Below are 22,900 nucleotides of genomic sequence, written 5' to 3'. Positions count from 1 at the left end.
TCTTAAAGTTCAATAATTTGTCATTGGTTAATCCTGACAGTATAATAAATGCAAAAGTAACTTGATTTAAAATTCCCTATTAATCATATCGAAAATAGATAAAAAAGAACAGAATTTTAGTTGAGAATCTACAAATAAAAAGCAGAGCATGAATAATAACCGTATTTCACTATTATTATAGTGAAAATAGTTGAAAGGGTTGAATCTTTGCTCTAAGTCTGTAAAATTAATTATAGAGAAAATAAAGAAGACGCTTAAAAGAATAAAAAATAATATAAAACGTACGGGTATTTTCATACATTTTCTCAAAATCCTTCAATAAAGAAATCCAGGGAATATAAAATGCAAAGAATATCAAGTATCTTAACGTTTTGTCATAATTTATTCAAAAATTATTCAAAAAAAGTTCACAAAAATAACCAAAAGTGTGATTTAATATACAGAGAAAGTGTTTTAAAGATTGAATCTTCTTATAGGTTTAGAGGACTTTCTATTTAAGAGAGAGTTTTCATTAAAAGTCAGCACTATTTTTTTTATAAAACTGATCAGTATTGATGTCCCTTAATTGGTGAATATTTGATAGTAAGTAGGATTAGGAGGAAATAATATGTCCAACTCTAAGGCATATGGAGATTCGGCGATTGAAAATGGTCCTGCAAGTCTGCAAGGAACATTAGAAAAAACGACAGCCTGGAAAGATTTTTTGGCCCTGATCAAAATAGGAATTGTAAATTCCAATTTAATCACAACTTTTACGGGGTTATGGCTGGCACTTCATTTTTCTGGACAAAGCTTCTTAGATCATTTAGATATAGTGTTTTTTACAGTTGCTGGTTCTTCTCTAATTATTGCGGGTTCCTGTGCAATCAATAACTATGTTGACCGGGATATTGACCATTTAATGGAGCGGACCAAATCAAGACCGACGGTAACGGGAAAAGTAATACCTGGAAAAGTGTTGGGTCTTGGTATTGTGCTTATCGGATTGGGAACACTGTGTTTATTCTTTACGACCATAACTGCAACAGTAATTGGACTGCTTGGAGTTTTTAGTTATGTTTTCCTATATACACTTTGGTCTAAACGCCAATTAGTATCTAATACCATTATCGGGAGCATTTCTGGTGCCGTACCGCCTTTAATTGGCTGGGCAGCCGTTGATGCTAATCTTGATATGATGGCATGGGCGCTATTCGTATTAATGTTCATTTGGCAGCCCCCGCATTTCTATGCTCTTGCAATGAGAAGAGTGAAGGAGTACAAAGCAGCAGGCGTTCCAATGCTGCCGGTGGTTAAAGGCTTTAAAACAACAAAGATCCATATTGTGGTTTGGGTGGCTGCTTTATTGCCAATTCCGTTTTTCCTTACTAAGTTAGGAATCCCATTTCTGATTCTAGCCAGCGTATTAAATATAGGATGGCTTGTATTGGGGATTTATGGATATAAGGTCAAAGATGACATTAAGTGGGCGAAACTAATGTTTGTCTATTCTTTGCAATATTTAACGATTATTTTTGTAGCAATGGTTCTAGTTACATTAATTTAGTTTTGCCCAGGTTCGATCCGGGAAAAAGAAAGTGTTTCTTTCTTTTTCCTAATTAGCTATTGTAGGCGCTTATATTTAGGGGTAAAAAAACAGATGCCGCTCATAACTAATGCAGGGGAGAACCAACGTACATACTTCTTTGACCAACAAATTTTTTTAGAATTCAATAGCGAAAGAGGGGTTTGATTAAGCATGAAAAGGCTTGCAAAGTGGCGTTTAGCTTCGTTGTTTGCGATCTTAGCGCTAGTACTTTCCGGGTGTGGTAAACCATATTTATCAGCGTTAAATCCAGCTGGAGAAGTTGCAGACACACAATATGATTTAATGAAGTTAAGTACTTATATCATGGTAGGAGTAATCCTAGTGGTAGTAGTAATCTTTGTTTTGGTATTTGTCCGTTTTAGAAGAAAAGACGAAAATATCCCAAAACAAGTTGAGGGAAGTCATCGGTTAGAAATTATCTGGACTACGATTCCGATATTATTGCTACTCATTTTGGCTGTTCCAACTGTTGCGTCAACATTTAAGCTTGCTGATGTAAGTCAGATGGACAAAAAGAATACAAAAGCACTTATTGTAAATGTTAGATCGCATTTATATTGGTGGGATTTTGAATATCCTGGTCAAAAAATTGTAACAAGTCAGGAATTAGTAGTTCCTACAAATGAAAAAGTTTATTTTAATTTAAAATCTATGGATGTTAAACACTCATTCTGGATTCCTGCTGTCGGAGGTAAGATCGATACCAACACAGATAATGCCAATAAATTTTGGCTGGAATTCGATGATAAGCGTTCGAACGAAGCTGGTAATCTTTTCTATGGGAAATGTGCTGAGCTTTGTGGACCATCACACGCTTTGATGGACTTCAAAGTGAAAGCAATGAGCCGTGATCAATTTGATGCGTGGGTTAAAGACATGCAAAATGTAAAAGAACCACAAAAAGCAACAACTGCTTCAGCTGCAAAAGGACAGGAAATATTTAATCAAAGCTGTATTGGCTGTCATGCTGTTACACCTGCTAACAAAATGCCTGACACGGCTCGTGTAGCACCAAACTTAACAAACTTTGGAGACAGATCCCGTGTTGCAGGTATCTTAGATCATAATAAAAAAGAACTTAAAAATTGGATTAAAAATCCTGAAACCTATAAACCAGGTAATATGATGACTGGTAAATATGGAAACTTAACTGATGACCAAATTGATGCAGTAGCGGATTATTTAATGGGCTTAAAGGTTCAGGAATAATAGAGGAATTGGTTGAAAGGGAGGTAAAATTGTGAGTACCATTACTCAAAAAAAGGGATTCGGCGCAACAGTATGGGACTATTTAACAACAGTCGACCATAAAAAAATTGCCATCCTATACTTTATTGCAGGCGGATTTTTCTTCTTAGTCGGAGGACTAGAAGCAGTTTTTATCCGTATCCAGCTTGCTGTACCTAATAATGATTTTGTTAGTGCAGGTGCATTTAACGAGATTATTACAATGCATGGAACAACAATGATTTTCTTAGCGGCTATGCCGTTGTTAATTGGTTTTATGAATGCGGTAATGCCATTGCAAATTGGGGCTCGTGACGTTGCCTTTCCATTTGTAAATGCATTAGGGTTTTGGTTGTTCTTCTTCGGTGGAATATTTCTAAACTTATCTTGGTTCCTTGGCGGTGCTCCTGATGCAGGTTGGACTTCATATGCATCACTAGCCATTCACTCTAAAGGTCACGGAATAGATTTCTATGTGCTAGGCTTACAGATTTCCGGTATCGGTACATTGATCGGTGGTATTAACTTCTTAGTTACCATTATCAATATGCGTGCTCCAGGTATGACCTACATGAGAATGCCTTTATTTACTTGGACCACATTTGTTGCGTCTGCGTTAATTTTATTTGCATTCCCTCCACTAACAGTAGGTTTAACTTTAATGATGTTTGACCGCCTTTTTGGGGCTAATTTCTTTGATGTAACAATGGGTGGTAATACGGTTATTTGGGAACATCTTTTCTGGATTTTTGGACACCCGGAAGTGTATATCTTAGTACTTCCTGCATTTGGTATCTTTTCAGAGATCTTTCCGATTTTCTCAAGGAAACGTCTATTCGGTTATTCATCCATGGTATTTGCAACGGTGTTAATCGGTTTCTTAGGATTCATGGTATGGGCACACCACATGTTCACAACTGGTTTAGGACCTGTTGCCAATGCTATTTTTGCTGTGGCAACAATGGCAATTGGTGTACCAACGGGTATCAAGATTTTTAACTGGCTGTTTACGATGTGGGGGGGAAGTGTCAAATTCACTACTCCAATGTACTGGGCTTTTGCTTTTATCCCTACCTTCCTTATGGGGGGGGTTACAGGCGTAATGCTTGCTGCTGCTTCCGCAGACTATCAGTATCATGATACTTACTTCGTTGTAGCTCACTTCCACTATGTTATTGTTGGTGGTGTAGTGTTCGGTGTTTTCGCTGGAGTACATCTTTGGTGGCCAAAAATGTTTGGAACAATGTTAAATGAAACCTTAGGAAAAATAACTTTCTGGTTCTTCTTTATCGGTTTCCATTTAACATTCTTTATTCAACATTTCTTAGGTCTATGGGGAATGCCTCGACGCGTATTTACCTACCTTCCAGGTCAAGGTTTTGAAACGGCAAATATGGTCAGCTCTGTTGGAGCGGCATTTATGTCGGTAGGAGTTCTTGTCTTGCTATATAATGTTGTTTTGACTTCTGTGAAAAATGTTAAGGTTGGTAATGACCCATGGGGTGACGGTAGAACACTTGAATGGGCTATTCCTTCACCACCGCCATTCTACAATTTTAAGCAGCTTCCATTAGTTCGTGGTTTAGATGCTTATTGGATTGAAAAAATGGAAGGCAAAAAAGGGATGACACCTGCTGAGCCCCTTGGAGATATTCATATGCCAAACGGTTCATTTATCCCATTTGTGATTGCACTAGGATTGTTCATTGCAGCATTTGGTGCGATGTATCACGTTGATAAAGTAGCATGGGCACTGCCAGTTATGATTATCGGGCTGTTAATCACATTTGGTTCTATGTTCACTCGTTCTGTGAAAGATGATCATGGATTCCATATCCATAAAGAGGAATTACAAGATGAAAAGGGGGCTAAGGCATAATGCACGCTGAAGAGAAAATGACGTTTGAAACATGGCCTGCAGAGCCGGAGAAATCTACCCTTGAAGCAAAAAATAAATTTCTTGGTTTTTGGTTATTCTTAGGGGGAGAGACAGTTTTATTTGCCTCTTTATTTGCGACATATCTTGCATTAAAAGATAAGGTGCCAAATACAAGTCAGCCTTTAGCAAAAGAATTATTTGAACTGCCTCTTACCTTTGTTGCAACGATGCTGTTATTAACCAGCTCAATTACAAGTGTATATGCTATGTATCACATGAAGAATTTCGCTTTTAAGAAAATGATGCTCTGGCTTGGTCTTACGGTACTGCTCGGCCTTGGTTTCTTAGGTCTTGAGGTATATGAATTCACACATTATGTCCATGAAGGACATAAATTTACAAGCAGTGCATTTGGTTCAGCCTTCTATTCACTTGTTGGCTTCCACGGGGGTCACGTTGCGTTTGGTTTATGCTGGATCTTAACATTAATGATTCGAAACTCTAAACGCGGGCTAAATTTATACAATGCTCCTAAATTTTATGTTGCCAGTCTATATTGGCACTTTATTGACGTAGTTTGGGTGTTCATCTTTACTGTAGTATATTTAATGGGGATGGTGGAATAAAATGACAAATCAGCCATTAAGCTCAGGTAATCCAAGAGTTGACCTTGAATATCGACGTAAAAAAAGCGCTGAAGAAATGCGTTATCAAGTCATTTCCTTTACACTGATGATATTCTTAACATTAGTGGCCTTTGCTGCAGTAGCGATGAAAGGATTTACAGCATGGTTTACCGTTCCGTTTATCATTTTGTTAGCTGCAGTTCAAGTAGTGTTCCAGTTATTTTACTTCATGCATATGAGTCATAAAGGACACGAGGCGCCTACGTTATTCTTGTTTTCTGGTTTATTTGTAGGTTTAACAGCCATCTTGGCTTTTTCCACTATTATTTGGTGGTAAATGATAAAAAGAAAAATCGGCTTTTTAGCCGATTTTTCTTTTTAATGGCAAAAGTTATGAAAATTCATTTTTTTGCGAAGCTGTACTGTGAAGGATATAATATAAGTAAGATTCTTTTACTATAATGAGGTGAGATTAAGGTGCTTTCTTTAGATATCTTTGGATTTAAAGCCCTTTGGAGCCCGTACTTTTTAATCATATTACTTGCAATAACGGTTACTTTCTTTCTGATTACGACAACATTTAGAACAAGGTTCCACAATAGCGAACCATTAACTGTTAACCAAGCGATTCTTTTCTTAACATCGATTGGTTTATTATATGCCATTAAGGGCTCGCCACTTGATTTAATGGGGCATCTTTTGTTCTATATACATGGAATAACGATGGTGCTGTTAGTTTTCCTTGTTCCGCCCTTATTTATTTTGTCCATTCCGAATTGGCTGTGGAGAGCCATATTGAACCTAAAGTTGTTTGAATCGTTATTTAAGTTATTTTCTAAGCCGGTTGTCGCGATCCTATTGTTTAATGCTTTCTTTTCTTTCTATCATATCCCAATGGTTTTTGACCATGTCATGCAGAATAGATATCTTCATGCAGGGTATTCTTTCATTTTATTTGTACTAGCTATTGGGATGTGGTGGTCATTAGTTTGCCCGCTGCCGGAATATAAAACTATAACTGGTATTAAAAAGGTTGCCTATATTTTTGTAAATAGCATTCTGATCACTCCTGCATGTGCACTGATTATTTTTTCAGATAGCTCAATGTATGCGACCTACCATGACCCAAATGTCTGGTCAAAAGTAATGAGTCTATGTGTTGGTTCCGGGTTTGATAATTTGAACATAACAGGTCCAGAGCTGTTTAGCTCTATGTCGGCAGTGGAAGACCAGCGGCTCGGCGGAGTAGTCATGAAGATTCTTCAAGAAGTTATTTTTGCGGTTGTATTAGGTCAGGTATTCTTTGAATGGTACCGTAAGGATCAAGAAGAATCCGAACGTGAAATGAAAAAATATGAATTAAATCCTACTTTGGAATAAGCTCCCTATTAAGGGAGTTTTTTTATGAAATCACGAGTATTATTTGAAATGGAAGAAGAACTGCAATACAATGGGGTTAGAATATTCGAGAGTGAGGATAAGTAATGAATTTACCGATTTTACCTACTATAAGTACTACCTTTATTGTTTTAAGCGCGCTGACCGTTGCAGTAGGCTGGTGGCAAATAAAACAAAGAAAAATTGAAGCTCACAAAAAAACAATGAATATTGCAGCTATTTTTGCTCTTATCTTTTTTATCATTTACGCATCAAGGACAATCTTTATAGGGAATACCTCTTTTGGCGGTCCAGATAACATTAAAATTTATTACACGATCTTTTTAATTTTTCATATTACTCTAGCAACAATCGGAGCTGTGTTCGGTATTGTTTCTCTTGTCACAGGATATAAAAACAATTTGCCCATTCACCGAAGGCTCGGTCCTATTACCAGTATTATCTGGTTTTTTACTGGTATTACAGGGGTAGCTGTATACCTTTTATTATATGTTTTTTATGAGGGTGGAGAAACGACCTCTATGATTAAGGCTATACTTGGATTATAAATAATATATCCTAAATAAAAAGGTGCTGTAACGAGCGCCTTTTTATTACATTAATTTAAGATATCTGAATAGTTATAAAAAGGAAGATGTGTAACAGCAAATGGGAGGAAAAATAAATGGATATTCAATTGCTTAAAGAGGATGATTATCTGGAAGCCTTGAGACTTTCAGAGTATGCTTTCCAATACCGGGTACCAGAAGAAAAGATTCCTGCTAGATTAGAAATGTTAAAGTCTCATAAATTATTAGGTATAAGAGACGGAGGTGAGCTTTCTGCAAAATTACATATCATTCCGTTAGATGTGTATATGAATGGTGAATCCTGGCCTATGGGGGGACTGGCAGGCGTAGCGGCATATCCAGAGTATAGACGAAGCGGATACGTTACATCCTTAATAACTAAAGCGTTATCACAAATGCAGGAGGATGGACAAATAGTTTCCTTATTAGCTCCATTTGATTTTTCATTTTATCGTAAATTTGGCTGGGAGATTTTAAGTGATGTCAGGAAAATATCGATTGAAAAAATGAATCTGAAATTCCTTAGCCCTCAACCGGGGAGGATAAAGAGGTTCTCTAAGGCGGAGCATCATGACGACATAGAGGAAATATATCAAAAGTATTGTCAAAACTATACAGGGATGCTTGTCCGTGAAACAAAGTGGTGGAAGGAGCATGTTTATGATGATCTATCACACACAGCGGTCTACTACAATCTTTCGAACGAAGCACAAGGGTATATTTTATATAGTGTAAAGGATCGGAAAATGGATATTCAGGAAATGATAGGTCTAGACCAAGAAGCAAGGATCGGACTGTGGAATTTTGTTTGTCAGCATGATTCAATGGCTGACAGTGTGTCAGTGAACATTTCCGTTCATGATCCTTTTCCCTATTACTTAAATCAACCGAAATTAAAGACAGAAACAATGCCTTATTTTATGTGCAGAATTGTGAATGCCAAAGTTTGCTTGGAAAAGTTTCCATTCAATAGGGACGCAGAGCCAGTTTTTCTCCATCTTGAAGACCCATTTTGTTCTTGGAATAATGGAAGTTACTTAGTAGGAAATAACGAAGTAAAAGAGTTTAAGGCAAAACAGGGCAGTCATTGTGTCAACCCGCCAAAGAGGGGTATTCAAATGACCGTAAATGAGTTATCAACGATTATTTTTGGCTATAAAAGGCCAGCTGACCTCTATGAAATGGGTCTTATTAAGGGTTCAGAAGAGGAGATCAATCGTTTCGAAGCTTTAATACCACCTCTAAAATCGGCTTTTTATGATTTTTTCTAAATTAAAGTAAAAAGAAAGGCACATGGAATTCCATGTGCTTTCTTTTAGATAGCGAATTGACTAATTTCTTCGTTCACCTTTTGCAGGATTTGTTTACACTGATTTACAAGTGAAGCAGGAAAGTTCTCTCCTTCACCATATTCAACACCATGAGGATAATAATGCTTTCCTAGTAATGGTGTCAGCAATTGAATCGTTGCTTTAAAAATATCCACATCGCCTTCTACGGCAAAACCTTGAACACGAAGATAAAATACACCTTCTTTTAGTTCAAATTTACGGTCATATGTAACCCGGTCATAATCCCATTGGCCGGCCCGGACTAAACCATAATCATGCATAACATCATCCAAACGGTTTAAGTCCGCTTTAAGCTTTTCAATCCCAGTATTCTCGAACTTCATTCAAATCCCTCCTAAAAAACAGTTGCCTGCCCCTTTTTTCCTAAATTGGTATTAAAGCAAGTATAATTCATTTTAATAATAGTTGAAATTTCTGCAACTTGCAATCAATAGATTTGTGCGAATAAAACCGTTTGCAATGGTAAAACCTAAATTATTGAAAAGGGGAATAATAATACTTTGGAGGAAAATATTATGGAAAAAGTCCGGGATATTATGACTGATGATATTGAGTGCTGCACTTTATTGGATAATGTCTTTGAGGTTGCCCTAAAGATGAAAGAACTAAATGTTGGTGCGATTCCCATTGTTGATCAGGAAAAAATTGTTGGTATGATTACAGACCGTGATATTGTTATTAGAGGGGTAGCTGAAAAACATCCTGGTTCTACAAAAGTAGAAGATATTATGAGTAAAGAATTGTTCACCGTCAGCCCTGATACTTCATCAAGGGAAGCAGCTAAATTAATGGCAGATCATCAGGTCCGCCGCTTACCTGTGGTTGAAAACGGTAAGCTTGTCGGGATTGTATCGCTTGGCGATATGGCTATTCGTAAACTTACGGATGATCAAGCTAAAGAGGCACTTAGTGAGATCTCTGAACAAAACTTTGGTGATGTTCAGCATTAAAATTATTATATGAATATTAGCTTTTAATTTGTGAAACAGGTGCATAATGTGCCTGTTTTATTTTTAGATTATTTATAAATCAAACATTTTTGGGTAATGTCTCTTACTTATAGGTATATAAATGATATAATTATTTTATCAATACATATAATGATAGAAATTGTTATAGAGAGGGTGAGTGCCGCTGCGTACTCTAAGCAGAATCTTAATACTCTCAGTTGTTTTCCTAACAATTGGATTTTACGTTAGTATAAATGAAAAAAATAATGACAGTAAGGTACTGATTAAAGAAGATCATACATCAGAAATGAATCAATCGATGCCCCAAGATACCAACAATACAACCGGGAGTCAAACAAAATTGGAAAAGCCAAAGGAAGGGCTGGCATTGTTGATTGGACAAGATGTTTCAAGTCTTGAAAGAGAGTTTGGAAAACCAATAAGAATTGACGATTCTATGTATGGATACCAATGGTATATCTATAATCAGAACTATAATCGCTATTTACAAGCTGGGGTTGAAAATGGGCGCGTTGTAACTATATTCGCTCTTGGAGAGACGTTGAATATTGCCCCATTCGAGATTGGCCAGCCAGTAGAAGAAATTTTTAATACACAATTTTTTGATACTAATATTAATTTAAAAGTAAATGGAAATACGTATCGATTTGAATTAAACGATACCGATTTAAACTTACGTCCAATGGTTAAAATAGGAGATATCTACGTTCAATTATACATAGATAAGTTTACTGGTAATCTTTCAAGTGTGCGATTTCTAAACGCCGAAACATTAGTTAAACAGCAGCCCTATGAACTGGTATACCGTGGGGAACTTATTAAAGCACCTGAACTAAACGAGGAAAAATTGAATTTAGTCGATCAAAGTACAGAACAGCAAATTTTTGACATCACTAACGCCCTAAGAATAAGGAATAAGCTAAAACCCTTAGTTTGGGATGAAAAGACGGCCAATGCAGCGTATGAACATAGTAAAGATATGGCTGAGAACAACGACTATTCCCATACATCCAAAAAATTTGGTGACCTGGCTAACCGGTTAAAAACAGCCAAAGTTACCTACGAATCTGCTGGTGAAAATATTGCTGCAAACTATACGGATGGTCCCGCTGTCGTAGAAGGATGGCTTAATAGTAAAGGACATCGTGATTCACTTTTAAATGAAGAATTCTCTCATCTTGGTGTGGGGGTTTACTCCCATCTTGGTGAGGGGGTTTATAAAAAATATTATACCCAAAACTTTATACGTAAAGCGGAGGATTAATAAAGAGGGTGTCCCAAAAGTTTTAGGGGCACCTCATTTTTTATACATTAATCTAGTCTGTTGATTTCCGCTCCAGACGGCTTCGCTTTCCGCGGGCGTGCCGGGGAGCCTCCTCGGCGCTACTGCGCCTGTGGGGTCTCCCCTGCCCCGTACTCCCGCAGGAGTCTTCGCCGCCTTCCGCTCCAATCAACAGAGTGTGAAATATTATTCATTAACCACCTTTTGGGTCAGCCTCTAATGAGTGAAATGTTCAAATATGAAGCTGCTTCCCTCCCAGCTTCCATATAACTTTATCGCTGTACCAACTAAGAAAGTATCTGTTTTTACATTTGCTGTTAGGGGTGTCTTCTTCACGGCATGTATGACCTTAATGTCTGTTTGAAGCGTAAGTGTTTGAACAAGTATGCGGCGGTTGTAGTAAAACCGTTGCTGCTCCTCGCTTATGCTTTTTATTTCACCGTATACAATGGACTCTTGGCGTACTCGCCCAACTTCAAGCCATTTTTTGTCCTGTTCTTTCATTTCTTTTTTCGTCAACCAATAAAAGTACAGACAAATAATCGGAATTAGGATGGCAGTGACCATTTTGTTCAGAGCCTCCCTTATGCTTTTTCAATCATAAAAAAGGTGCCTGTTGCATAAGCTATTTTTTTCCCATCATTGCGGAAGACCTCGCCTGAAATAACCATCGTTTTTGTACCCTTATGAATAACTTCAGCATTGCAACGGAGTGTATCACCAATACCTGGGGCAATATAATGAATATTTAATTGATTGGTGACTGCCCCAAATCCTTTTGGAAGCAGGCGGTTAGCCAATACACCCATGGTGGTATCGAGGAGAGTCGCGGTAATTCCTCCATGAACAATATTAAGGTTGTTATGAATAACTGGCGTAATTGGGATGGTAATCTCACACGATTCTTGTTCAAAGTTTAAGTCCATATGCAAGATTCCATCAATATAGGTGCGTCGATTGCGTTCGATCTTTTTTTTGACACCTTCGAGAAGTAATTTTATAACTTGCAGGTCTTCTTCCGAACCATTTTCGAGAGAGTATTCTAATAAATATTGTATTTCTTCATTCATACTTTCTACCTCTTTCATTACTTATCTGTTGCCATCTTACCACTTATAGGAAGATTTATAAATTATTTACGTTCATTTGATTTCACATTTCATGTTCTGATACATATTGTATTATTGGCGATTAATATGGGCAGAGGTGAGATGAAAATGACACAAAAGAAATTACATCCATCCGTACTCCAATTTAAAGAATTTGTAAAAAATAATCCGCAAATCATAAAAGAAGTTCGAAGCGGAAAGGCATCCTGGCAGGAATTATATGAAGACTGGTATCTTTTAGGGGAAGAGGATGAACGATGGGGGAATATTGGGGCAGATAAGGAATCAGAATCTCAAACTGGCCAAGAGTCCAAAAACGATTGGTTATCCAATATCATGGGAATGGTAAAAAAAATGGATCCCAATCAAATGCAAAGTCATATTAATAACTTAAGTCAAGCTCTTGGTGCAGTTCAAGGCGTGATATCCCAATTTCAAGGGGGAAATGTTAATTCCGCAGCCGGCCCGATAAAGCAGCAAGAAGGACCAAAACATCCCTTTGCTTTCCGAAAAGACTAATAGGGAAGGACCTAAAAACTAATGCGAAAAGATGTACTAGATTATCTGGAGCGCCAAAAGGATTTAAAACAATTTATTCGAGAACAGCCTCTATGGTATAGAAAACTTACAAGAAACCCTTATGACCTGCAAACATTAGAAATAGCCTCATTACACTATTATAAGAAGACAATACCTGATCAAGTAGAGAAATTTTCTAATAGTGTTCAAATGGCCTCGATGATGTATCATATGTTTCAGGCAATGAAAAATCAAAATTAAGAAGAGACTACACTGTCATTTTTGTGGTCTTTTTTTATTTCTTTTAACCATAACAGGTATGGTAAATATCCCTAAGCCGACAGGATCCTTCGCTTTCTCTGCGTATATATGATAAAATATCCTTGGAGGTGGGCGAAAAGTGCTTGCTACTTTAGAAAGAATGGAGCTTTTAGAATACGCTGAAGATCTAGCGAAGATGGTTTTAAATTCTGATATAGCAGAACAATATCAAACTTGTTTATATAGAATGCAGAGAAATAAAGAAACACAGCGTAAAATCAATCGATTTTCGAAATTAAAGGACCTTTATGAGGAGGTCCAGCGTTTTGGTAAATACCATCCTGATTATAAAAGTGTCATGATGCAAATACGTGAAGCGAAACGGGAAATGGATTTAGATCCGCTTGTTGCAGATTTTAAGCTTGCCGAAAATGATTTGCAGACTCTTTTGGATGAAATTAGTAAATCAATTGGGGGAGCAGTATCCCAACATATCAAAGTACCTTCAGGTAATCCTTTCTTCGAAACGGGTCATAGCTGTGGCAGCGGAGGCAGCTGCGGATGCAGTTAAAAAAGTCAGCTTATGTCAGCTGACTTTTTTTGCAAATAATAGATAAAAGAGACAAGTTTGAATTGAAATAGAACGTTTTAATGTGCTAGACTTATCTAAAAGATGATGGTTTTGCTGAAGGGGAATATAGAATGTTTGTTCAAAGACAAGGATTGGTTGTTTGGCTTTATTCTTTAAAACAAGCAAAAATGCTAAGGCGTTTCGGCAACGTTCATTATGTGTCGAAAAAATTAAAATACGTCGTGTTATATTGTAATCAAGACGAAGTAGAAGGCATTATGGAGAAATTAAATTCTTTCTCTTTTGTGAAGCAAGTAGAACCATCATATAAACCATTTTTAAGAATGGAGTATGAGAATTCTGCACCAGATAAAGCCAAGGAATATGATTATAAAATGGGAATATAAAAGGTGGGGGAAATGTCCCTCACCTTTTTCATATCATCTAGCTGCCCCATAAACCTGTCGCCCTAAAGCTTTACTTATTGTAATGGTAAAATATAATGGTTTAGTCTTAAAATTCCGATTAAGTACTGGAAAAACAATTCTTTTTCGTTAAAAATAACCGATGGTTTAACAGATAGTTCGATTATTTGTTTTCCAAGGGATTCGGCTGTTTGGGCAAATAATTCAAACCTTTGGTTTGGAAAAATATTCGGATTTGGAATCCCTTCCCGACATATATATAGTGCTTGGAACTTACCAGGATCGGTAGGTTTTAATACGACAACTAGAGAGGTCATATCCTTATCGCCAATTTTAGTGTGCAGTGCCATCATATGCTGCAGGCGGTGTTGATTGGCTCTTGCCAGTTCGAGCAGCTCATAAATATCTGAATACCCTTCTCCTAGTTCAATGAATCGCTGTATCAATTTAGACATTCTCCTTTAAGCTTATTAACCCTACTTTATCATTTTGTGACATCCAAATAAATAAAAAAAAACCCTGCAGAATAATCCGCAGGGTCCTTCTATATCCTAAATCTAAGGATAGAAGGCAAAGGGAGAGGAGAAACCGGAGGAAGAACTTATGGGGAAACGTAAGTCTTCTCCGCGGTTGGCAACAACATCCTCGAATTGATGTTGTTACTTACATTATCCCCACTACGCAAAAGCTTATACGTATTTTTTATAAATTTTCCAATTGGATGAACAATGTAGATTTACAAGTGAAAAGATACTTATAACAGATTGTCTTTTTTACGAATTATGGTAGGATGTATTAAGAAAAATGAATTTCAGTAAATGTGGTGATCTTTCGATGAGAGTGGTTTCAGGTGTATGCAAGGGAAGACCGCTTAAAGCTGTTCCCGGAAATACAACCCGTCCGACAACTGATAAAGTGAAGGAAGCCTTGTTTAATATGATTGGACCCTATTTTGATGGAGGCATGGGGTTAGATTTATTTGCAGGGAGCGGCGGTTTAGGTATAGAAGGACTCAGCAGGGGATTAGATAAGGTTATCTTTGTTGATCGGGAGTCTAAGGCAATCCATGTGATACAGGAAAATTTAAAGGCATGTAAATTCGAGGAAAAAGCTGAAGTTTATCGTAATGATGCAGATAGAGCAGTAAAAGCCCTCATAAAAAGAGAGATTAAATTTGATTACATATTTTTAGATCCCCCTTATAAAAAGCAGCAGCTTGTCAGCCTGATGGAAAAAATGGTCCAGCAGGATCTGGTTAAAACAGATGGGATGATTGTCTGTGAACATAGCTTTGATGTAGATTTGCCTGAAACAGTTGGCCGATTTAAACAGATAAAACATGAAAAGTATGGGATTATTGCTGTGACGATTTATTCTAGCAGCAGTGAGTGATGAGGAGGAGTCCAGGTGGTAAGAATTGCAGTTTGTCCAGGAAGTTTTGACCCGATTACATATGGTCATTTAGATATCATAAAAAGAGGTGCGAAGGTATTTGATATTGTTTATGTGAGTGTATTAAATAACTCATCTAAAAATCCGTTATTCACCATTGAAGAGCGAATGAACTTAATCAAAACTGTGACAAAGGACCTTCCTAATGTAAGAGTAGATGTCCACTCAGGTTTATTAGTTGATTATGCGAAGTCTGTTAATGCTAATGCCATCATCAGGGGGCTGCGGGCTGTTTCTGACTTTGAGTACGAAATGCAAATCACCTCGATGAATCGAGTGTTAAACGAGGATCTTGAGACCTTTTTTATCATGACCAACAGCCAATACTCATTCTTAAGTTCAAGTATTGTAAAAGAAGTAGCGAAATATGATGGAGACATTTCTTCTTTGGTTCCGCCGATTGTGGAAAAAGAACTGCACAAAAAGTTTGGAAGGTAAGAAAAAAAGAAAAGCTGGTTATTAAACTAGGTGAGTGCACCTTTTAACGTCTATAGATATATGTAAAAGAGCTTGGCAGCTTTGCCTAGCTCTTTTTTAACCGTGCAAATAAGATAAGGATATAAATAAACAATGAGAAAATAGTTATCATAGGCCCAAACTCCACCATTTGAGAATAGTAATGGTTTGACAATGAGCCATCTCCAAACACAGGCCAGGCGTTGGAGGGCTGTTCATTACTAGTAAAGCGGATATAAAGTGGTTTCCATAAAAGCAGGGCAAAAAAGCTTGCGAAAATCCCTTGAAGAATTCTAGCAATGAAAAATGGTTTAAATCTTATATCTGTTTGGGCAAGGATGCTGGCAACTTGCGCTTGGATACTAAAACCGCTAAATGCAAGGATAAAACTTGTAATAACTACTTGTTGTAAAAGGGTAGCATCTTTCACATCACTGATCAATTGACTTCCTAATGTGATTTCAAAAACTCCCGAAATAAAAGGAATGCTTAACATATCAGGGAAGGACAGGGTGGAGAGCAAAAGCTCAATCGATTTTGCTAAAATTGCTGTTATATGTAGTTCATAAAGCAGTCGGTTAATTACAGAAAACAAAATAATAAAGCCGCCAATCATTAATAAGGTTTGTATCGACGAATTTACAGCATCGCCTAAAAGTTTACCAATGGGACGATTATCTTTTATTCTTGTTTGGTGCAGGGCGGACAAGGCAGTTCTAATTTTAAATTTTTTTCTATCTTCCTCTGATTCTTCAGGAGTCTCCTTTCCGTAAAAACGCATGATTACTCCCACACAGATATTCCCTAAATAATGCGCTGCCGCTAAAAGTAATCCTATTTTTGGATTGTTGAAGAAACCAACAGCCACGGCACTAAAGATAAATAAAGGGTTGGAGGAATTGGTAAACGAGACAAGTCTTTCTGCTTCAATTTGCGTTAATTGCCCTTCCTGACGTAAGCGGGAAGTGAATTTTGCTCCTGCCGGTTGTCCGGAAGCCATCCCCATAGCCCATACAAACCCTCCGACACCAGGAACCTTAAATAGAGGTCTCATAAGGGGTTCTAACATAACCCCGATAAACTTAACTACCCCAAAACCAATCAGCATTTCAGAAATAATAAAAAAAGGCAAAAGGGAAGGAAAGACAATTTCCCACCACATATTAAGACCACGAATGGATGCTTCAAATGATTCCCTTGGAAAAGAGATCAATGATGCCGCTATGATTGTAACTGATACGGACAGAACAATGGTTTTTAGTTTTGATAAAATCATTTAAGGCACCTCCTTCCAAACAATCGCTCAAATTGTGCAAATCAATATTATCAATGCTAAAATATAGATTAAAACTTATACATGGTAAATCGACCTTGTCCTCACCTAAATCAAATATACTCATAGAAACGTAATTTAGACCATAAGATTGAACGAGTTTCTCTTTAGTTTCTCTTTAGTTTTTCTTTCCTGAAGTATATTAACGGGAGGTCAGTTGTGATGGAGCACCCAAAAATTGGTTTGGCACTTGGTTCGGGCGGTGCCCGCGGGTTTGCTCATTTAGGTGTGATTATGGCTTTGAAAGAGGCTGGAATTCCTATTCATTTAATTGCCGGAAGCAGCATGGGGGCACTTGTAGGGAGTTTCTATGGTGCTGGATTAGATTTGGAACGCTTGTATAAATTATCGACTGCCTTCAAAAGGAAGTATTATTTAGACTTTACTGTCCCTAAAATGGGCTTTATATCTGGAAAAAAAATTAAAGAATTTATCAGGGTTTTTACACATGGAAAAAACATCGAGGACCTTTCGCTCCCAATTGGAATTGTTGCGACCGATTTATTAACAGGTGAAAAGGTTGTTTTTCAAAAAGGTCCGGTCGCTGAGGCAGTAAGAGCCAGTATCTCCATTCCAGGTATATTTGTGCCGGAAAAATATGACGGGCGGATTTTAGTCGATGGCGGTGTGGCCGACAGGGTCCCTATATCTGTAGCAAGAGACATGGGTGCTGATATTGTGATAGCTGTGGATGTGTCAAGAGTTAAACGAAACGCTGAAATGACTACTATTTACGACGTGATAATGCAAAGTATAGATATTATGCAAGCTGAAATTATCCTTAATAGAGAAATATCTGCTGATATTATGATCCGCCCGCCTGTTGAAATGTATAGCTCACGGGCCTTCACTAATACTGAAGAAATCATTAATATCGGCAAAGAAGAAACAAGAAAACAGATTAAACAGATAGAAACCGTCATCGACAAGTGGAAGGGGTAACAACGAGCAATGCGCAGAAAATTTTATATAGGTTCACTATTTTTCCTGGCTTTTATTTTAATAGGAGGAATGTATTACCCATTGCCCTATTATGTTTCAAAACCGGGAATGGCAAAGGAACTCGAACCAATTATTACGGTTGAAGACGGCTATGAAGAAGAAGGAAGCTTTATGCTGACGACCGTAAGAATGGGAAGGGCAAATATTTATTCTTACATTGAAGCGAAGATTCGAAAATACGAAGAGATATATCCCTTGAATATGATCCTGTCTGAAAAAGAGACCGAAGATGAGTACAATGCAAGGCAGCTTCAAATGATGGCAGGCTCGAAATTTAATGCGATCGAAGTTGCTTACCGAAAAGCAGGGCTGCCTATCCAATATAAATATAAAGGCATTTATGTGGTTCAGGTAGTGCCAGGGATGCCGGCGGAAGGGAAACTGCAGGCCGGCGACCGAATCTTTAAGGTGGATGGACATACTTTTGCTTCCTCTGAAAAATTCATTGACTATGTAAGCAAAAAACAAGCAGGAGATCAAATCACCTTAACGTATGAACGAAATAAAAAAACAAGCACGGTTACGGTTAGTCTAAAGCGGTTCAAAGACGCCCCTGGAAAAATCGGAATTGGCATTTCATTAGTAGATGACAAGTCTATTATTGTTGATCCTAAAGTAAAGGTAAGGACAGATGAAATTGGCGGCCCTTCTGCCGGCCTGATGTTTACTTTAGAAATCTATAATCAGTTAACAAGTGAGGATTTAACAAAAGGTTATAAAATTGCAGGGACAGGAACCATTGATGAAAAAGGTAATGTCGGACCAATCGGCGGGATTGAACAAAAGATTGTGGCTGCAGATCAGGCTGGGGCTGAAATCTTTTTTGCTCCTAATGAAAGTGGTTCAAAAGATTCTAACTATCAGGATGCAGTAAAAACTGCTCGTGATATTAAAACAAAAATGAAAATTGTACCGGTTGATACGTTCGAGGAAGCAGTAAAATATCTTGAAAAGTTAACGATGAAAGAATGACTTTTTTTGGGGGGAACTTAGAGGTTCCCCCATTTTAATGCTTTTTTTATCCGATCATTATGGGGTGCTGCTTAAATTCCTGGATCATTAACTCCTTTGATAGCTGATTAGCGACACCGAGGGAATAAATACGGGCAGCTTTTAGGTCAAGTTGGATTCCTGCACCTTTATAAGAGGAAAGCTTAGATACAAGCGGGAGGGATAAATCCTTTTTTCGCTTATTTAAGTATGCTTTTCCTTTGCTTGTCATCCCTAAAAGTCGTAGATAAGCTGCTTTATCTTCTGGACCCGCCATTTGACCTTTTTTTGTATTTGTTAAGATATGGACACATAATCGCTGAAGCCTCGTCCATGTATACCGTTTTGTTTTAATGTTCTCCATAAACTCCTGAAAACTGCCCGAGCGTATAGCGGCTGCTAATAATCTATTTTCAAGCCCTTCTTCCACCTCATAGATTTCCCTCAGCTCTTCCGGACTGGATTGAAGGAGCCGGAATTGCAGGAAGGACCAATAATTTTCCCATTGATGAAAAACTTGATACTCTTTGTAATACTCGGATAACAATAGTTTTGTGGGTTCAGGGACATATTGACCAATAGATACTTGACTACCGTCTTTTGAAAAGATTGCTTTTCGGATACTGGTTGCACTTGCAATGGTTTCAGAGGCAAAATGTTCATCATGATAGTCAGCGTTTTTCCGTGCCACAGTTAAAGGGGTGAGCGAACTTTTTTGTTTCTTTATCGCTTTTATGTATTCGATTCCCAAAATATTATTAGGTTTTCCTAAATCTAAAAAAGACGATGAATCCGTCAATTGATGATAGGCTTGGGAAACTGCTTTTGGGTAACTCACACCAGTTTCCATAAATTGATTAATATTTTCCTCCAATTGGTCACTTTGTTCCGATAAAAAATCAATGGTTTTCAAGAAGGAAGAAAGATCTCCGCTCTCGCTTCCGAAACAAATAGACTTACAGCCAACTGCATCTAAAATCGATATTGCCCCATTAGCAAAAATTTCCGCCTTCTGTACTGCAAACATATAGGGTAATTCTAAAACAATATCGACTCCGTTTAGTAACGCCATATTTGTACGATACCATTTTGAAACAAGGGCTGGTTCACCTCTTTGTAGAAAGTTCCCGCTCATTACCGCAATTACTATATCAGCACCTGCCGCTTCCCTTGAAGCATGTAAGTGAAAAGCATGCCCATTATGGAAAGGATTATACTCTACAATCAAACCGACTGCGTTCATATCATTCTCCTTCGATAAATTGATCCGTTATATTAGGAAATTATTTTTTTTTAACATTATAGCAAAATTTTAAGGAAACCAATCAGATATTATGATAAGATGTTGTAGATGTTTGTAAAGAATACAACTGGATACACTAATACTGGAAACCTTTTTACGGTCAATTACTTTTTGTATCCTAATCACCTTTTAGGTGTAAAGAAAAAACATTGACAAAAATATTATCGAAGGCTATAATTACCTTTGTTGCCTTGGGGTGATTCAATTGAAATGGACATTAAATCAATTACAAAAATATCGAAACAAGGATTTTATCATTGATGAGATCATTCGTGTGGACGAGATCAAACAAGTTGATCCCACCATTCGAGAGGTTTCTCCGATGCATATTACTGGTCGGGGAGATATCGATTCAACGAAAGTGACGTTTCATATAAAAATTGAAGGTCATTTAATTCTTCCTTGTTCTCGTACTTTAGTGGATGTAAAACTTCCAATTAATGTCGACACAACTGAAACTTTCCTCTTACAAGGATCAGTCTATGAAACTGAAGAGGAGACACATCAGGTAAAAGGTGACGTGATTGATGTTATGCCAATCATACGTGAAATTCTTTTACTTGAGGTTCCAATGCAAGTATTTTGCGAGGATGTCGTGTCGGATGAAGGAGCCCCTCAATCTGGAAAGGATTGGGAAGTTGTTTCTGAAGAAGACCAATCAAAAAAGATTGATCCGCGACTAGCAGGTCTTGCAAAGTTTTTTGACGAAAACAATTCTTCTTCCGAATCATAATCGGCAAAAATCTAAGAAGCAAAGTGAAGAACCAGCATTCCTGGCCTTCATTACTTTCTTAATACTCTTTAAGGAGGTGGGAAGAATGGCTGTACCTTTTAGAAGAACTTCTAAAACTGCAAAAAGAAAACGTCGTACACATTTTAAATTAAACGTACCTGGTATGGTAAGTTGCCCAAACTGTGGTGAAATGAAACTTGCACACCGCGTATGTAAAGCTTGCGGAACATACAAAGGAAAAGACGTTGTTAACGACTAATTTCCGTTAGGATAAAAAGCACAAGGAGCTATACGCCCTTGTGCTTTTGTCGTTTTTGCTATTAAAAAGTTTAAAGATAGGGAGCAATCATTGCTGATTTTGTAACGATGTTGATTGGAGTGGAAGGCGGCGAAGACTCCTGCGGGAGTACGGGGCAGGGGAGACCCCGCAGGCGTTTAAGGGCCGAGGATGCTCCCCGGCACGCCCGCGGAAAGCGAAGCCGCCTGGAACGGAAGTCAACATCCCAGTTCAACACAGCCTATCAATAAAAAACATTGTATAAAGATTAAAAGACAACTTCCGATTAAGTCTATCTTTTCTAGTAGATGCATATGTATATAAAAACACTAGGAGGGATGAACAAATGTCACCAACTCGACAAGATGCATGGTCCCAGGATGAGGATTTGTTGCTTGCTGAAGTGGTTTTAAGGCATATCCGTGAAGGCGGCACGCAGCTGCAGGCATTTGAGGAAGTTGGCAAACAATTATCGCGAACCTCAGCAGCATGTGGGTTCCGTTGGAATTCATATGTGAGAAAACAATATAAAACAGGAATTGAACTTGCGAAGAAGCAACGTAAAGAAATAAAAAGACAAGATGTTCCTGTTTTGGAAGAAAACCAAATTGAGCCTGTGGAAGTTGAAATTGTTCAATCCGCTGTTAATGTGGAGAAACCAAGTAAAGTTACCTTCCCGGCTGTGATTCACTTTTTAGAGGATCTTTATAAACAAGCAGAAGCCTCTTCAGGATTTGAAACAGAGAGAAAAAAATCAGTTGATAAAATAAAAGAATTAGAAAAGAAAACTTACTACTTGGCTGCAGAAAATGAAAGATTGTCAAAAAACCTCAAGGCGATCGAAGAAGATTACCGGTCATTAATTGAGATTATGGAAAGAGCCCGAAAAATGGTGGTCCTGCAAGATGAAGATCGTCAGCAAAAAGTGAAATTCCAGATGGACAAAAATGGGAATCTTGAGAGAGTGGAGAAATAGAAAAAAGCGGACTAAACGTCCGCTTTAGTTATTTATATGGTTATTTATTTTTCATGATGCTGTGCTTCGACACCTTCTAGATACCAGACAAGTGGATTTTCTCCACGGTCCCGTTCCATTTCATATTCTACATTGCTAAAACCTAACTTTTCAAAAAAACCGCTAGATTGTACTCTTGGATTTGTTTTGATTGGCAGCCCAAAGCTCTTGGCGAAATCAACCAATGCCTTGCCAAACCCTTTTCCTTGGTAACCCGGAAGAACTTCAAGTTTCCAAAGTTCCAGGTAATTTTGGGGCGGTAAGAAATAACGGTCAAACTTTGCGTCAATTTGATATAAACTCATTCTTGCTACTAATTTGTCTCCGAAATAGACCCCATAAAATGGTGATTCACTATTGTTATCTACTATATTTGCTTCTAATTCTTCAAGCATTGATAATTCCTGAAGGCCGTATTCTTTAAACTTTTTAAACTCTTCCAGTGTTTTAAAATTTATTTTTAGTTTCTCCACCTTATACACCATATCTCAGCCTCCTAAAATCTTAAGATCAGGTTGTTGTATATATTTATATGCCCTTGAATAACATGAAGAGAATTAAT

Annotated in this window: 28 protein-coding genes; 21 read left to right on the top strand and 7 right to left on the bottom strand. The window is 37.6% G+C overall.

Going from position 1 to position 22,900, the window contains the following annotated elements; all coding sequences use genetic code 11:
* Positions 1-607 precede the first annotated feature (607 nt).
* The 8 genes from cyoE to GXK58_RS04335 all read left to right on the top strand — a co-directional run bounded on the left by cyoE (position 608) and on the right by GXK58_RS04335 (position 8,558).
* Complete coding sequence (gene cyoE / locus GXK58_RS04370) at positions 608-1,546, top strand: heme o synthase (RefSeq protein WP_160720230.1); 939 nt, start codon at positions 608-610, stop codon at positions 1,544-1,546.
* Positions 1,547-1,738: 192 nt separating this feature from the next.
* Complete coding sequence (gene coxB, locus GXK58_RS04365; protein WP_160720228.1) at positions 1,739-2,797, top strand: cytochrome c oxidase subunit II; 1,059 nt, start codon at positions 1,739-1,741, stop codon at positions 2,795-2,797.
* A 31-nt stretch (positions 2,798-2,828) separates the two neighbouring features.
* Entirely contained in the window at positions 2,829-4,694 is a 1,866-nt protein-coding gene (gene ctaD / locus GXK58_RS04360; protein WP_160720226.1) for a cytochrome c oxidase subunit I, read from the top strand.
* Positions 4,694-5,320, top strand: a complete 627-nt coding sequence (locus GXK58_RS04355) for a cytochrome c oxidase subunit 3 (RefSeq protein ID WP_160720224.1) — start codon at positions 4,694-4,696, stop codon at positions 5,318-5,320. The genes ctaD and GXK58_RS04355 overlap by 1 nt, the downstream gene beginning before the upstream one ends.
* 1 nt (position 5,321) lies before the next feature.
* Positions 5,322-5,657, top strand: coding sequence for a cytochrome c oxidase subunit IVB (gene ctaF, locus GXK58_RS04350; protein ID WP_160720222.1), 336 nt, complete (start codon positions 5,322-5,324; stop codon positions 5,655-5,657).
* Between the two features lie 140 nt (positions 5,658-5,797).
* Positions 5,798-6,700 (top strand): cytochrome c oxidase assembly factor CtaG, encoded by a 903-nt coding sequence (gene ctaG, locus GXK58_RS04345; RefSeq protein WP_160720220.1) that lies wholly within the window; start codon positions 5,798-5,800, stop codon positions 6,698-6,700.
* Positions 6,701-6,804: 104 nt separating this feature from the next.
* Positions 6,805-7,266, top strand: a complete 462-nt coding sequence (locus GXK58_RS04340) for a DUF420 domain-containing protein (protein ID WP_160720218.1) — start codon at positions 6,805-6,807, stop codon at positions 7,264-7,266.
* Between the two features lie 116 nt (positions 7,267-7,382).
* Positions 7,383-8,558 (top strand): GNAT family N-acetyltransferase, encoded by a 1,176-nt coding sequence (locus GXK58_RS04335; RefSeq protein WP_160720216.1) that lies wholly within the window; start codon positions 7,383-7,385, stop codon positions 8,556-8,558.
* A 44-nt stretch (positions 8,559-8,602) separates the two neighbouring features.
* Here the strand turns inward: GXK58_RS04335 and GXK58_RS04330 are convergent, their stop codons facing one another.
* On the bottom strand, positions 8,603-8,962 hold the full coding sequence (locus tag GXK58_RS04330) for a YugN family protein (protein ID WP_160720214.1): 360 nt from the start codon (positions 8,960-8,962) through the stop codon (positions 8,603-8,605).
* Between the two features lie 192 nt (positions 8,963-9,154).
* Between GXK58_RS04330 and GXK58_RS04325 the strand changes: the two genes are divergently transcribed.
* On the top strand, positions 9,155-9,589 hold the full coding sequence (locus GXK58_RS04325) for a CBS domain-containing protein (RefSeq protein ID WP_160720212.1): 435 nt from the start codon (positions 9,155-9,157) through the stop codon (positions 9,587-9,589).
* A gap of 178 nt (positions 9,590-9,767) precedes the next feature.
* Positions 9,768-10,874 carry a CAP domain-containing protein gene (locus tag GXK58_RS04320; protein ID WP_160720210.1) on the top strand — a complete coding sequence of 369 codons (1,107 nt, stop codon included), beginning with the start codon at positions 9,768-9,770 and terminating at the stop codon, positions 10,872-10,874.
* Between the two features lie 234 nt (positions 10,875-11,108).
* Here GXK58_RS04320 and GXK58_RS04315 read toward each other — a convergent pair whose 3' ends face one another.
* Positions 11,109-11,459, bottom strand: a complete 351-nt coding sequence (locus GXK58_RS04315; RefSeq protein WP_160720208.1) for a hypothetical protein — start codon at positions 11,457-11,459, stop codon at positions 11,109-11,111.
* A gap of 17 nt (positions 11,460-11,476) precedes the next feature.
* Positions 11,477-11,962, bottom strand: coding sequence for a PaaI family thioesterase (locus GXK58_RS04310; RefSeq protein WP_160720206.1), 486 nt, complete (start codon positions 11,960-11,962; stop codon positions 11,477-11,479).
* Positions 11,963-12,109: 147 nt separating this feature from the next.
* Between GXK58_RS04310 and GXK58_RS04305 the strand changes: the two genes are divergently transcribed.
* From GXK58_RS04305 to GXK58_RS04290, 4 genes are all read left to right on the top strand, one after another.
* Positions 12,110-12,520 (top strand): YlbD family protein, encoded by a 411-nt coding sequence (locus GXK58_RS04305; protein WP_160720204.1) that lies wholly within the window; start codon positions 12,110-12,112, stop codon positions 12,518-12,520.
* 21 nt (positions 12,521-12,541) lie between these two features.
* Positions 12,542-12,781: a YlbE-like family protein gene (locus GXK58_RS04300; protein WP_160720202.1), complete on the top strand. Its 240-nt coding sequence runs from the start codon at positions 12,542-12,544 to the stop codon at positions 12,779-12,781.
* Positions 12,782-12,920: 139 nt separating this feature from the next.
* Positions 12,921-13,352, top strand: a complete 432-nt coding sequence (locus GXK58_RS04295) for a YlbF family regulator (protein ID WP_160720200.1) — start codon at positions 12,921-12,923, stop codon at positions 13,350-13,352.
* 131 nt (positions 13,353-13,483) lie between these two features.
* Entirely contained in the window at positions 13,484-13,759 is a 276-nt protein-coding gene (locus GXK58_RS04290) for a YlbG family protein (RefSeq protein WP_160720198.1), read from the top strand.
* A 74-nt stretch (positions 13,760-13,833) separates the two neighbouring features.
* Here GXK58_RS04290 and GXK58_RS04285 read toward each other — a convergent pair whose 3' ends face one another.
* Positions 13,834-14,223: a DUF7147 family protein gene (locus GXK58_RS04285; RefSeq protein ID WP_160720859.1), complete on the bottom strand. Its 390-nt coding sequence runs from the start codon at positions 14,221-14,223 to the stop codon at positions 13,834-13,836.
* Positions 14,224-14,611: 388 nt separating this feature from the next.
* Here GXK58_RS04285 and rsmD point away from each other — a divergent pair, with 388 nt between their 5' ends.
* Positions 14,612-15,169, top strand: a complete 558-nt coding sequence (gene rsmD / locus GXK58_RS04280; RefSeq protein ID WP_160720857.1) for a 16S rRNA (guanine(966)-N(2))-methyltransferase RsmD — start codon at positions 14,612-14,614, stop codon at positions 15,167-15,169.
* A gap of 15 nt (positions 15,170-15,184) precedes the next feature.
* Positions 15,185-15,667, top strand: coding sequence for a pantetheine-phosphate adenylyltransferase (coaD, locus tag GXK58_RS04275; protein ID WP_160720196.1), 483 nt, complete (start codon positions 15,185-15,187; stop codon positions 15,665-15,667).
* Between the two features lie 85 nt (positions 15,668-15,752).
* Here the strand turns inward: coaD and ylbJ are convergent, their stop codons facing one another.
* Entirely contained in the window at positions 15,753-16,961 is a 1,209-nt protein-coding gene (gene ylbJ / locus GXK58_RS04270) for a sporulation integral membrane protein YlbJ (RefSeq protein ID WP_160720194.1), read from the bottom strand.
* Between the two features lie 219 nt (positions 16,962-17,180).
* On the opposite strand from ylbJ, the gene GXK58_RS04265 reads away from it, so the two are divergent.
* Both GXK58_RS04265 and GXK58_RS04260 read left to right on the top strand, forming a co-directional pair.
* A complete protein-coding gene (locus tag GXK58_RS04265) occupies positions 17,181-17,960 on the top strand; it encodes a patatin-like phospholipase family protein (protein WP_160720192.1) in 780 nt (259 codons plus the stop codon).
* A gap of 9 nt (positions 17,961-17,969) precedes the next feature.
* Entirely contained in the window at positions 17,970-18,992 is a 1,023-nt protein-coding gene (locus GXK58_RS04260) for a SepM family pheromone-processing serine protease (protein WP_160720190.1), read from the top strand.
* Positions 18,993-19,038: 46 nt separating this feature from the next.
* On the opposite strand, the gene GXK58_RS04255 is transcribed toward GXK58_RS04260, so the two are convergent.
* The gene (locus tag GXK58_RS04255) at positions 19,039-20,253 is read right to left on the bottom strand and encodes a nucleotidyltransferase (protein ID WP_160720188.1); all 1,215 of its coding nucleotides are present in this window, start codon (positions 20,251-20,253) and stop codon (positions 19,039-19,041) included.
* Between the two features lie 265 nt (positions 20,254-20,518).
* Here GXK58_RS04255 and GXK58_RS04250 point away from each other — a divergent pair, with 265 nt between their 5' ends.
* The 3 genes from GXK58_RS04250 (at position 20,519) to GXK58_RS04240 (ending at position 22,299) form a co-directional block, all read left to right on the top strand.
* On the top strand, positions 20,519-21,046 hold the full coding sequence (locus tag GXK58_RS04250; RefSeq protein ID WP_160720186.1) for a YceD family protein: 528 nt from the start codon (positions 20,519-20,521) through the stop codon (positions 21,044-21,046).
* A gap of 85 nt (positions 21,047-21,131) precedes the next feature.
* Positions 21,132-21,305, top strand: a complete 174-nt coding sequence (rpmF, locus tag GXK58_RS04245) for a 50S ribosomal protein L32 (protein ID WP_024029176.1) — start codon at positions 21,132-21,134, stop codon at positions 21,303-21,305.
* A 364-nt stretch (positions 21,306-21,669) separates the two neighbouring features.
* Positions 21,670-22,299, top strand: coding sequence for an RsfA family transcriptional regulator (locus tag GXK58_RS04240; RefSeq protein WP_160720184.1), 630 nt, complete (start codon positions 21,670-21,672; stop codon positions 22,297-22,299).
* A 44-nt stretch (positions 22,300-22,343) separates the two neighbouring features.
* Here GXK58_RS04240 and GXK58_RS04235 read toward each other — a convergent pair whose 3' ends face one another.
* Positions 22,344-22,823: an N-acetyltransferase gene (locus GXK58_RS04235; RefSeq protein WP_160720182.1), complete on the bottom strand. Its 480-nt coding sequence runs from the start codon at positions 22,821-22,823 to the stop codon at positions 22,344-22,346.
* Positions 22,824-22,900: the final 77 nt, after the last annotated feature.

It is taken from the genome of Bacillus sp. USDA818B3_A (assembly GCF_009928415.1).
Taxonomy (GTDB): Bacteria; Bacillota; Bacilli; order Bacillales; family Cytobacillaceae; genus Neobacillus.
The sequence above is the reverse complement of the archived record's forward strand: the minus strand, read 5'-3'. Positions and strand labels throughout refer to the sequence as shown.

Excerpts from the sequence above, each read along its gene's own strand:
- GXK58_RS04330 (WP_160720214.1), bottom strand. The coding sequence starts at position 8,962 with ATGAAGTTCGAGAATACTGGGATTGAAAAGCTTAAAGCGGACTTAAAC.
- GXK58_RS04290 (WP_160720198.1), top strand. The coding sequence starts at position 13,484 with ATGTTTGTTCAAAGACAAGGATTGGTTGTTTGGCTTTATTCTTTAAAA.
- GXK58_RS04255 (WP_160720188.1), bottom strand. The coding sequence starts at position 20,253 with ATGAACGCAGTCGGTTTGATTGTAGAGTATAATCCTTTCCATAATGGG.
- cyoE (WP_160720230.1), top strand. The coding sequence starts at position 608 with ATGTCCAACTCTAAGGCATATGGAGATTCGGCGATTGAAAATGGTCCT.
- GXK58_RS04235 (WP_160720182.1), bottom strand. The coding sequence starts at position 22,823 with ATGGTGTATAAGGTGGAGAAACTAAAAATAAATTTTAAAACACTGGAA.
- GXK58_RS04265 (WP_160720192.1), top strand. The coding sequence starts at position 17,181 with ATGGAGCACCCAAAAATTGGTTTGGCACTTGGTTCGGGCGGTGCCCGC.
- ylbJ (WP_160720194.1), bottom strand. The coding sequence starts at position 16,961 with ATGATTTTATCAAAACTAAAAACCATTGTTCTGTCCGTATCAGTTACA.
- GXK58_RS04335 (WP_160720216.1), top strand. The coding sequence starts at position 7,383 with ATGGATATTCAATTGCTTAAAGAGGATGATTATCTGGAAGCCTTGAGA.
- GXK58_RS04355 (WP_160720224.1), top strand. The coding sequence starts at position 4,694 with ATGCACGCTGAAGAGAAAATGACGTTTGAAACATGGCCTGCAGAGCCG.
- coxB (WP_160720228.1), top strand. The coding sequence starts at position 1,739 with ATGAAAAGGCTTGCAAAGTGGCGTTTAGCTTCGTTGTTTGCGATCTTA.
- ctaF (WP_160720222.1), top strand. The coding sequence starts at position 5,322 with ATGACAAATCAGCCATTAAGCTCAGGTAATCCAAGAGTTGACCTTGAA.
- rsmD (WP_160720857.1), top strand. The coding sequence starts at position 14,612 with ATGAGAGTGGTTTCAGGTGTATGCAAGGGAAGACCGCTTAAAGCTGTT.
- GXK58_RS04300 (WP_160720202.1), top strand. The coding sequence starts at position 12,542 with ATGCGAAAAGATGTACTAGATTATCTGGAGCGCCAAAAGGATTTAAAA.
- GXK58_RS04260 (WP_160720190.1), top strand. The coding sequence starts at position 17,970 with ATGCGCAGAAAATTTTATATAGGTTCACTATTTTTCCTGGCTTTTATT.
- GXK58_RS04310 (WP_160720206.1), bottom strand. The coding sequence starts at position 11,962 with ATGAATGAAGAAATACAATATTTATTAGAATACTCTCTCGAAAATGGT.
- GXK58_RS04305 (WP_160720204.1), top strand. The coding sequence starts at position 12,110 with ATGACACAAAAGAAATTACATCCATCCGTACTCCAATTTAAAGAATTT.
- GXK58_RS04325 (WP_160720212.1), top strand. The coding sequence starts at position 9,155 with ATGGAAAAAGTCCGGGATATTATGACTGATGATATTGAGTGCTGCACT.
- rpmF (WP_024029176.1), top strand. The coding sequence starts at position 21,132 with ATGGCTGTACCTTTTAGAAGAACTTCTAAAACTGCAAAAAGAAAACGT.
- GXK58_RS04315 (WP_160720208.1), bottom strand. The coding sequence starts at position 11,459 with ATGGTCACTGCCATCCTAATTCCGATTATTTGTCTGTACTTTTATTGG.
- GXK58_RS04240 (WP_160720184.1), top strand. The coding sequence starts at position 21,670 with ATGTCACCAACTCGACAAGATGCATGGTCCCAGGATGAGGATTTGTTG.
- GXK58_RS04340 (WP_160720218.1), top strand. The coding sequence starts at position 6,805 with ATGAATTTACCGATTTTACCTACTATAAGTACTACCTTTATTGTTTTA.